At 65.7% G+C, this 8,855-nt stretch carries 12 protein-coding genes and 2 pseudogenes; 6 read left to right on the top strand and 8 right to left on the bottom strand.

All coding sequences use genetic code 11. The annotated features are described in order from the left end of the window. Window positions 1-86 precede the first annotated feature (86 nt). From ACIF8T_RS40230 to ACIF8T_RS40240, 3 genes and pseudogenes are all read right to left on the bottom strand, one after another. The gene (locus ACIF8T_RS40230) at window positions 87-428 is read right to left on the bottom strand and encodes a hypothetical protein (RefSeq protein WP_400042418.1); all 342 of its coding nucleotides are present in this window, start codon (window positions 426-428) and stop codon (window positions 87-89) included. A gap of 94 nt (window positions 429-522) precedes the next feature. Further along, window positions 523-582 (bottom strand): annotated as a pseudogene (locus ACIF8T_RS40235) (hypothetical protein); the annotation flags it as partial. Window positions 583-700: 118 nt separating this feature from the next. Then, entirely contained in the window at window positions 701-1,003 is a 303-nt protein-coding gene (locus tag ACIF8T_RS40240) for a DUF6087 family protein (RefSeq protein ID WP_400042420.1), read from the bottom strand. A 272-nt stretch (window positions 1,004-1,275) separates the two neighbouring features. Between ACIF8T_RS40240 and ACIF8T_RS40245 the strand changes: the two genes are divergently transcribed. The 5 genes from ACIF8T_RS40245 to ACIF8T_RS40265 all read left to right on the top strand — a co-directional run bounded on the left by ACIF8T_RS40245 (window position 1,276) and on the right by ACIF8T_RS40265 (window position 5,037). After that, window positions 1,276-1,548, top strand: coding sequence for a putative ATP-grasp-modified RiPP (locus ACIF8T_RS40245; protein ID WP_400042421.1), 273 nt, complete (start codon window positions 1,276-1,278; stop codon window positions 1,546-1,548). A 7-nt stretch (window positions 1,549-1,555) separates the two neighbouring features. Beyond that, window positions 1,556-2,536: an ATP-grasp ribosomal peptide maturase gene (gene tgmB / locus ACIF8T_RS40250; protein WP_400042423.1), complete on the top strand. Its 981-nt coding sequence runs from the start codon at window positions 1,556-1,558 to the stop codon at window positions 2,534-2,536. Further along, window positions 2,536-3,732 (top strand): ATP-grasp peptide maturase system methyltransferase, encoded by a 1,197-nt coding sequence (tgmC, locus tag ACIF8T_RS40255; RefSeq protein ID WP_400042434.1) that lies wholly within the window; start codon window positions 2,536-2,538, stop codon window positions 3,730-3,732. The genes tgmB and tgmC overlap by 1 nt, the downstream gene beginning before the upstream one ends. Continuing rightward, on the top strand, window positions 3,729-4,094 hold the full coding sequence (locus tag ACIF8T_RS40260; RefSeq protein ID WP_400042424.1) for an integrase core domain-containing protein: 366 nt from the start codon (window positions 3,729-3,731) through the stop codon (window positions 4,092-4,094). Before tgmC ends, ACIF8T_RS40260 begins: the two co-directional genes overlap by 4 nt. A gap of 152 nt (window positions 4,095-4,246) precedes the next feature. Next, window positions 4,247-5,037, top strand: a protein-coding gene (locus tag ACIF8T_RS40265; protein WP_400042436.1) for an IS5 family transposase whose coding sequence is annotated in 2 segments (ribosomal slippage) — window positions 4,247-4,568 and window positions 4,568-5,037 — 792 coding nt in all. Because the reading frame shifts where the segments join, the coding sequence is not laid out codon by codon here. Window positions 5,038-5,087: 50 nt separating this feature from the next. On the opposite strand, the gene ACIF8T_RS40270 is transcribed toward ACIF8T_RS40265, so the two are convergent. From ACIF8T_RS40270 to ACIF8T_RS40285, 4 genes and pseudogenes are all read right to left on the bottom strand, one after another. Further along, a complete protein-coding gene (locus ACIF8T_RS40270; protein WP_400042426.1) occupies window positions 5,088-5,561 on the bottom strand; it encodes a hypothetical protein in 474 nt (157 codons plus the stop codon). Window positions 5,562-5,759: 198 nt separating this feature from the next. Next, a complete protein-coding gene (locus ACIF8T_RS40275; protein ID WP_400042427.1) occupies window positions 5,760-5,921 on the bottom strand; it encodes a hypothetical protein in 162 nt (53 codons plus the stop codon). Beyond that, window positions 5,921-6,544, bottom strand: coding sequence for a hypothetical protein (locus ACIF8T_RS40280; RefSeq protein ID WP_400042429.1), 624 nt, complete (start codon window positions 6,542-6,544; stop codon window positions 5,921-5,923). The genes ACIF8T_RS40275 and ACIF8T_RS40280 overlap by 1 nt, the downstream gene beginning before the upstream one ends. Before the next feature lie 654 nt (window positions 6,545-7,198). Continuing rightward, window positions 7,199-7,413: pseudogene (locus tag ACIF8T_RS40285) on the bottom strand (transposase family protein); the annotation flags it as partial. A 299-nt stretch (window positions 7,414-7,712) separates the two neighbouring features. Here ACIF8T_RS40285 and ACIF8T_RS40290 point away from each other — a divergent pair. After that, window positions 7,713-8,465: a hypothetical protein gene (locus ACIF8T_RS40290; RefSeq protein WP_400042431.1), complete on the top strand. Its 753-nt coding sequence runs from the start codon at window positions 7,713-7,715 to the stop codon at window positions 8,463-8,465. Between the two features lie 107 nt (window positions 8,466-8,572). Here the strand turns inward: ACIF8T_RS40290 and ACIF8T_RS40295 are convergent, their stop codons facing one another. Next, entirely contained in the window at window positions 8,573-8,758 is a 186-nt protein-coding gene (locus tag ACIF8T_RS40295; protein ID WP_400042432.1) for a hypothetical protein, read from the bottom strand. Window positions 8,759-8,855 lie beyond the last annotated feature (97 nt).

The following is an 8,855-nucleotide window of genomic DNA, read 5'->3' on the forward strand; positions in this document are numbered from 1 at the left end:
CAAATCCCTCGCCGACTACCTCACCAAGGTCACTCCACCATCCACTAAAAACACGAAAGAGACTTAAGCCTGCGATTTCAGGCGCATCACACTAGCTCGGTACCGCCAAGCGTGCACGCCACTGGGACGTCCCGCCACGCCTTGGCATCGAGGGACTGGCGGGTCGGCGACAGTGTCACCGGCACCGTCCCGGCCTCCGCGGTGCTGGTCGTGCATCCGCAGTCCGGGCCGCACACCCCCGCCGAGGCCGGTCCCGACAGCTCGGCGCGGACGCTGGCCAGGTGGGCGGAGAACGCACGCAGCTCGACGATCCGGGCGTCGGTGTCCGCGATCCAGTCGGCGATCAGCGGGAGCATCCGCGCCCGGACGGACTCGCACACTCCTTCCTCGCGAACGTCGAGGAGCTCGCGGATCCCCTCGAGGGCCAAGCCCAGCAGCTTGGCCAAGGAGATGAAGGCCAGGCCGCTCCACCGCACCCTCGCCGTACATCCGGTAGCCGGACGGCGTGCGGTCGGCGGGCAGCAGCCCTGCGCCCTCGTAGAAGCGAAGCATCGTAACCGGAACACCGGAGCGCTCGGCCATCTGCGAGATACGGTAGGTCGTCACACCGCCGGCGGTAAACCTTCGACCCGACTCGAAGGTCAAGCCGGAACTCGCACCGGGGTCGCCCTTGGACCCCCAGTTGATGCAAAGGAAGACTTCAGACGCAGGACGGCCTGTCGCCGCTTGCGCAAGATGCCTGGTCGTTCACCCAATTTACGGCCTCCGCCAGGTTGGGCGCGGCACCAGTGGGCTCGTACGAGAAGCCGTTCCACTCCTCCAGCACCCGCGGCTCCTCCGGGCGGAGGTGCCCGCCGCCGCCGTGGAGTGGGCGGTGCCGGCGGTAGACGTCCATCGGCGGGCGGCGCCGCTTGTGGTACGCCGCGAGCAGGTCGCTGCCGTCGGGACGGGGGACGGCTCGGGAAGGCTGATTCAGCGGTCCGGGTCGGGAGTGCTTGCCCATGGTCTCAATGTTCCCAGACCGGAGCCGCATCGGACGCGCCGCTGAGGTTCTCCTTCGCCTGGTGTGGGGGCCGTCCGCCATAGAAGGGCGGAGGTGATCCACCGTCAAAGTGCGGCGGACGGTGCACTCCGCCGGTCGGTCACAGGAGCCCGCTCGAGGAGTTGTGCCACGTTTCGTGGCACTTGCGGTTGTGGTCGCGGCCGGTGCGGGATGCTGCGTGTGCGGTGGCTAGCCAAACTGTCCGCACAAGGTGAAGGGGAAGGGACGAACACATGGCGACGCTTGTACCTCCAGCTCAGGCTCCGTGGGCGATGCGGCTGGTCACCGACCGGCTCCCGGCCGGCCCACCCCGATACGCCACGGTGACGCTCGACGCAGCTACGCAGAGGGCTGTCTACACGGATGCCGCTGGTCGAGTGGTGGAGATGGGCAAACACGGCACATCCAAGACCACCGGGACGGCGTCGGTGTCCGGCGGCGGTGACGGGCAGAGCCCGCAGCCTCAGACGCAGGATGACAACACCACCGATTATGAATCGGACTGAGGAGGCGATGGTGGCTGGCCTCGTCCTGGTCATCACGTCGCTGGAGGACGTCACCGCAGACTGGGTGATCGGTGCGCTCAACGAGCGTGGGGTGCCGGTCGTCCGTGTCGACCCGGCCGACATCGGGTCGGATCTGTCTTTCGGTGCCCGCATCGGTGCCGGGGCGCCGGTCTGGGACGGGCGGCTGCGCACGGCCAGCCGCGAGGTAGCACTGGGGAAGGTGGCGTCGGTGTACTACCGCCGCCCCACCCCGTACACGGCCCGCTACCGGCATTTTCCGGTCCAGCAGCGTGACTTCGCCGCAGCAGAGGCGCGGCACGGGCTCAGCGGGGTGCTCAACCACCTTCACGGTGTCCGCTACGTCAACCATCCCGATGGGGTCACCGCCGCCGACTTCAAGCCCGGCCAGCTCCAGACGGCCGCCCAGCTTGGCCTGGCCATCCCGCCGACCCTGATCACCAACGACGTCGAAGCGGCACGGAAGTTCGCCGCCGAGTACGGGCCGGTGATCTATAAGCCATTCCGTGGCCTGCCCGCGGGCGAGGACGGGCACACCGGTGCAATTTGGGCTCAGCGCGTCGACCCCGACACTTTCGATGAGTCTCTGGCAGTGACCGCGCATTTGTTCCAGGCGGAGATTCCCAAGACCGGTGACGTGCGCGTCACCGTGGTCGGCGACAAGGTGTTCGCCCAGCAGATCGCAGCGCCGGACGGTGCGCTGGACTGGCGCCGCGGCGACTGGGACACCCTGGTCCACTCCCCCATCGCCGTGCCAGCACCCATCGAGGCCGCGCTACACCGCTACCTGGAGACGTTCGGCCTGGTCTTCGGCTGCTTCGACTTCGCGCTGACCGGCGATGGCCGCGACAGCGAGGACTGGGTGTTCATCGAGTGCAATCCGAACGGCCAGTGGGGCTGGCTGCCCGACGCCGACAAGATCACGGCGGCGTTCGCCGACATCCTCAGCACAGGAAGGAACAGGGTGTGATGCTGCCCGGCGACCTGGGGACCGACGCCGCCCGGCTGCGTGCGGCGATGGTCAAGGCCCTCGCCGAGGACGGCGTGCTCGATGATCCAGACTGGCGGGCGGCGGTTGGAGACGTGCCGCGGCACGCCTTCGTGCCCGGCTTCTACCTGCCCGCCAGCGAGCGCGACGGGCAAGGGCTGACAGTGTGGGAGCCGGTCACTGCCGCATCCGACCACGGTCGCTGGCTGGCCGCCGCCTACTCCGATTCGACGCTTATCACCCAGTTCGATGGTGACGAACCCGACTGGAGCAACCCGCAGGCACGGCACGGCGGGGCGCCGACCTCGTCGTCCACGCTGCCCTCACTCGTGGTGCGGATGTGGACGGACGCGGACGTGCGGGAAGGACACACGGTTCTGGAGATCGGCACCGGCACCGGCTACTCCACCGCCCTCGCGTGCGAGCGGCTCGGCTCCGCGGGCATCACGTCCATCGAGGTCGACCCATACCGGCTCCAGCAGGCAGCCAGCGTGCTGTATAGCTGCGGGTACACACCCACACTGGCGGTCGCGGACGGGCTGTACGGGTACTGGCCAAAAGCACCGTTCGACCGGATCGTGGCCGCCTGCTCATTCCGCGCCGTCCCGCGTACTCTAATCGCGCAGACCCGGTCAGGCGGGAAGATCCTGCTCACGTTGTCCGGATGGCTCTACGGCTATGCCCGCGTCCTGCTCACCGTGCACGGTGACGGCACGGCCGCAGGACAGCTTCTGAAGGGCACGGTGTCCTTCATGTCCGTACGCACTCACGCCGCGCCGGCATTCGGCAACCCCGCCCACTGGGCTGCGAACCTCTCCGCAGCCGTGCGGCCTGCCCGGCACAGCCCTGAGCGGATCACCGCTGCCACCGAGGAGGCATTCCATCTGCGGTTCCTCGCTCAGTGCGCTGCACCGAATGCGCAGATGACGACCGTCGGCAAGACGGTGCACCTCGTCGACGTCACTAGCGGCTCTGCCGCCACCCTCACCCCAACAGACGGCTGGTGGGAAGTACGCGAGGGCGGGCCGGTGAAACTGTGGCAGCGGATCGAAGCCATCCTGTCCGCCTACAACGAAGCAGGATGCCCGGGCCCGGCAACGTTCACTCTGCGCATCCACGACGAGGGGCAGCACCTGCTACACCCGCGCATGCCCGGCCTGCTGCTGCCTCGCCCATGACGCGACGGCGGCCGGGTCCGCTTTGGAGAGCGCGTACGGATCGGGGGTCTACTGCCCGGGCCCAGTATTGCAGTCGGGCCTTCGCCGACGCCTGCCACGAAGCGGGCATCACCCACTCCATGAGCGCGATCGGCTCCAGCGCGGACAACGCACTCACCAAGTCGTTCAACGCGACCTGTAAACGGAAGACCCTCCAGGGCCGCCGGGCCTGGGACACTGAGTGCGAGGCTCACCTGGACCTTTTCCGCTGGCTGCATCGCTACAACACAGTCCGACGCCACTCCCGCCTCGGCCACCGCAGCCCGATCGCCTATGAGCGAGCACTCCAAACAACATCAACTATGCTGGCCGAAGCCGCATAGCCCGCGTTCAGGATCAAGGGTCAAGGTGAACCGGAGTCTCCTGAGTTTGGTGGAGTCGTGTCGCTTGGTTTTACGCTACAGGTGCTGCACGTAGTTCGTACTCGATCGGCGTGAGCATCTCCAGGGCCGAGTGCCTGCGCTGACGGTTATGGATCGTGTCGGACGAACTGCGGTCGCTCATCGAGCCGTTGCTGCCCGAGCCGGGTCCGAAGCTGGTGGCGGGCCGGCCTCGGGTGCCGGACCGGCAGGCCTTGTGCGGGGTCCTGTTCGTGCTGCACACCGGCATTCAGTGGGAGTACCTGCCCCAGGAGCTGGGCTTCGGCTCCGGCATGACATGCTGGCGGCGGCTGGCCGCCTGGAACGAGGCCGGCGTGTGGGAGAAGCTGCACCTGGTGCTGCTGAAGAAGCTGCGGTCGGCGAAGCAGCTGGACTGGTCGCGGGCGGTGATCGACTCTTCCCACGTCCGGGCGGCCCGCCGGGGCCCAAAAGCGGTCCCAGCCTGGTCGACCGCACACGACCGGGCAGCAAGCACCACGTCCTCACCGATGGGCAGGGCATCCCGCTCGCGGTATCGCTGACCGACGGAAACCGCAACGACGTCACCCAGCTGATCCCGCTGCTGGACAAGGTCCCCGCGGTCGCCGGCGTCATCGGGAGGCCGCGGCGACGGCCGGACGTGCTCTTCGCCGACCGCGGCTACGACCACGACAAGTACCGGCGCCTGCTGTGGAAACGCGGCATCCGGCCTGTGATCGCCGAACGCGGCCAACCGCACGGCTCCGGCCTGGGCATCTTCCGATGGGTCGTCGAACGCATCATCTCCTGGCTCCACGGCTTCCGCCACCTACGCATCCGCTGGGAAAGACGCGACGACATCCACGAAGTCCTCCTCGGCCTCGCCACCTGCCTCATCACCCACCGGTACGTCCAACGCCTTTGTTAGGACCTCTTAAGCAGATTCGCACCGATCTGCTCCACGGAAAGGATTTACACCTACCATAGATTGGAGTTTTTCCAGAACTGCATGAAGCCGCTGATGATCCCTAGGATTCCGAACTCAATGAAGAGCCATGGCACGGCTGCGGCTGCTCCATCGGTGGTCCAGCCCCAGATGAGCACGGTGACATGGGCGCCGATGGCGAGTATCCACATGATCCAGATAGCCGTCAGCTCTTCGTCTGGATGGACTTGTGCTACCCAGACGATCCACAGCAGGCTAAATACTCCGGTAGCACATGCGCCTACAGTCATGGCTGTATTCCACACGCCCCAGTCGTTGAAATACAACAGGGCGGTTAGGCCACCGACGAGATAAATCCAAGCCCGCCGGAATTTAGAGCGCCAGAAATCTAAAGCGTCCGCTATTCTGTCCTGCCGTTCAGCTTCTGCTAGCACCGCTTGGACGTGTTGCTGAAAGAGGAGGCCGCCGATCATTCCGTAGGATGCCGGTAACCGGTATCTGTCCATGCGTTGACTATACCGACTAATCGGCCATCTCAATCCCTGTTGTGAGACAGCACTGCAGGGTCGGTCGAGCCGCACTCGCAACAGTAGGAGACCGGCTCTCACCCCGGGAGCAAAGCGGACGGAAACCGCACCAGCCGAACAGCCTGGCGGTCTGTCGGTCGTGGCCACCGCCACCGACGGCATCTAAGTTCTCCGTGGCTACTGGCATTTCTGCGTGGCATGGGGCGCGGCGCCCTGGCTGCTGGTGATCTGGAAGTTGATGGGGATGTCGAAGTCGGGGGAGGTGGCGCCAGTGTGGGTGGGCTCGGGGAAGTTGGTGATGGTCAGGCGGATCCAGGTGGCGGAGGGGCCTTTGATCACTACGGATCGGCCGAGGTCGCCGCCCTGGACCTGGCACCGGTCCAAGGCGTGATGACGGAGTAGACGACGCCGGGGATGTCGTTGCCGTCCACCGACAGGACGCTGATGGTGACCAGGCCGTCGCGGGTGCTGGAGGGGCGGGAGGAGTGGGCAGTCAGCAGCGTGGTTCCTGGTGTCAGCAGGGATGAGGGCGATGACGGGGATGGTAAAGGGATGGCGGCTTGGTTTTCGGCCGTGTGGGAGGGGAAGCGGGTGGCGACTTTGCTTGCCGAGGTGTCCGGGTGAGGACTGCGTTCGCTGTCAGGCAGCAGGGTGCTGAGCGCCAAGGCCGCGGCGGCCATTGCAGCGGCGCCGGCCATTGCCGGCCAGCGTCGGCGGAACCGGTCTGGTGAGCCTGTCCCGCCGTGGGGCTCGGCAGGGTTCGGGACGGGTTCGGTCGGCTTCGTGGCGGGTGCGGCAGACAGGTCCGCTGGGCTACGTGGGGCGGCCGGGGTGGTGACCGTCCGGGCGGCATCGGCTTCGATCCATCGCTGTCGGCAGGCCGCTACCGCCGCCTCCCCGCCCAGCGCCCAAGCTACCGGCTCGACCGTCTCCCAGCGTGGCAGGCGTTTGCCGTTGAGCATCTCCTAAATGGTGCCCTCGCGCACGGTGGCCTGCGGGTAGCGACGTCGGCTGCGTCGGACGAGCTGGGCTTGCCCGCCTCGCGGTGCAGCTGCTGTAACCATGTGGTGAAGGCAGCGACCGCATCGGGCTGCCCACCAGTGCGTTCGCTGTCGTTCGGTGTCATTCGCCGTCCTTTGCGCCGAGCATTGATCGTGGCTGACTGGTCGGCGTAGTCACCCGTCCACGCGGCACCGTACCGCTCCGTTTCAGGAGACCTCCTTTGGTGATGACGGCACTCACCCATACCGGCACAGTCCCCGCCTCGGCCGTTGGCCGGCCGCCGACCACCGCTATTACGCTCCCCACCCGCATCCCCGCACACCACGTCGGCGCCCTGCAGGGCCGTATCACTTCGGCAAAGGCAGGCGCATGATGAACAACACAACGGGAGGCGGGCTGGACGTGGGTACCGCGCTGCTGCTCCTCGCTGGCGGAATCGGTACATATGTTGCTTTCCTGCATCCCGCCTTTCGGTACCGCCCTCATGGTCGGCATCGGCGTGATCACGACCCTCCACATCCTGCTCAAGCAGCGATGAGGTGGCCTACTGAGCGGCAAACGATCAAACCGGGCTTGGCGGGAAGTACCTCCGGCTTTGATCGGACTGATACTCACAAGGCTTCGTTGACGTGGCGCCAGGCAGTCGCCCCTCGCAGACGCCGAAGCCGGCGCCGAGCTGGGCGAACGTCTCGTTCTTCCGGCGATGCGTCAGGGCAGACAGGACTTGCTTGGAGCAACCGAGCCGTCGCCGTGGGGAGCCCAGTTCACGCCTTCGTGCGTGGATCAGCCAGGAGACGTGCTCGACCAGCTCGTGCGGAACGTCGAGCATGACAGGACACGGAACCAACAGGGCCCCTCCAATCGCCGGTGTGCTGAGTGGAATCACCGCGCCGACGACGAGGGGCCCTGCCCCGTCACCACCCCTGCTGAACAGCCCATTTCGCCCCTGCAGCACAGGATGAAAGAGGTTCGGTCAACGATTTCTGGCTGGAGCAGTGGCCGCGGTGTCTCTTACGGCACTATCAATTGCCAGATGGAGATCCGGCCCGGTCGAACCACAACGCTGGTGCAGGCCGTCGCTCGGCCGACTCCCCAGTGATGTCACCGCAGATGAGCAGGAGTTTTCCCGTGATCAACCCATCCAATCGTATTTGTGTGCGATGTGGCGAACGCCGGTACGGTCGCTGCTACGAGTTCCAGGTCGGTGTGCCGGCAGCGATGACGAACATGGATGACCCGTTCGGTAAGGGAACGACGGTGACGTACGACCTTCTTGGCGTAGAGTCCGGATTTCTATGCGCCCGATGCGCCCGGCATTACGTCTTCGCTCGGGGCCCCCTGCCCCTGCTGGCCTGCCTGATCATCGAGGCTGTGCTGTTCGCGGGTCTGCCGTTTCATGCCGTTCAAGTGCCTCAACCCGCGCTGCTGGCACTTGTCCTCATCTGGTGGGGACTCGCCCTTTTCGCGGGCAGGGCGGCGAGGGATGCACTCGCGTCAGTCGGCGTCGACTGGCGAGGGGCCTTGGAGGTTGGCTGGGCGATTCTCTGTCCGGTTCTCCTGACGATCGCCTGCATTGTAGGGCCGTTAATGGTGGCATTAATCGTCGATGGTTTGGACGATCCAGGGCAGCATTCCGTGCTCGACGCGTATCCGATGACCGGCGAAGCGACTTTTGAAGTTGTCGTTTTCGGAGTCGTCGCGGGGCTTCATCTACTTATGCTTATGGTGATCTGGTTCGGTCGGCGGGATTCACTGGAGAGGCTGGCTTGGGAACACCGCAAAAACGCACTACGCCGAAAACAGCCCGGGCTACGGGGCTTCAGCAGCGTCGAATACAACGCACTCAACCATGCGCAAAGCCAACGCCAGATGCCCCGCTGATCCACCGTTCTCGACCTGAACCCGACCAAACCGACTGACTTCAGTGCAGACGTACTCCAGAACAAGTCGTCGGGCCGATCACGTCACTGCGGCCACAGTGCTGCAGGTCAGGCTGGCCTGCCATCGAACAGCAGCCGTGTGCCGTCTCGTCCATGCAATAACTGCACGACATCCACGACACCATCCTGCTGCTCTCCGATGGACACGACCGGGAGCGCGAGCAGTACCGCTGCGACGGCCACCACCACCCAACAGAGTCCTTTGACCTGCGACGTCGAGTTGGCGAGGCTCACTTAGAGGTCGTCTCATTTGGGCTCGTAATCTTGAGGTATGACGATTGTGGAGCGGCTGGTCCCGGAGGGGTTGTGGGAGTTGTTCCAGCGGGTGGTG

Source organism: Streptomyces sp. NPDC085946, assembly GCF_044540485.1.
GTDB lineage: Bacteria > Actinomycetota > Actinomycetes > Streptomycetales > Streptomycetaceae > Streptomyces.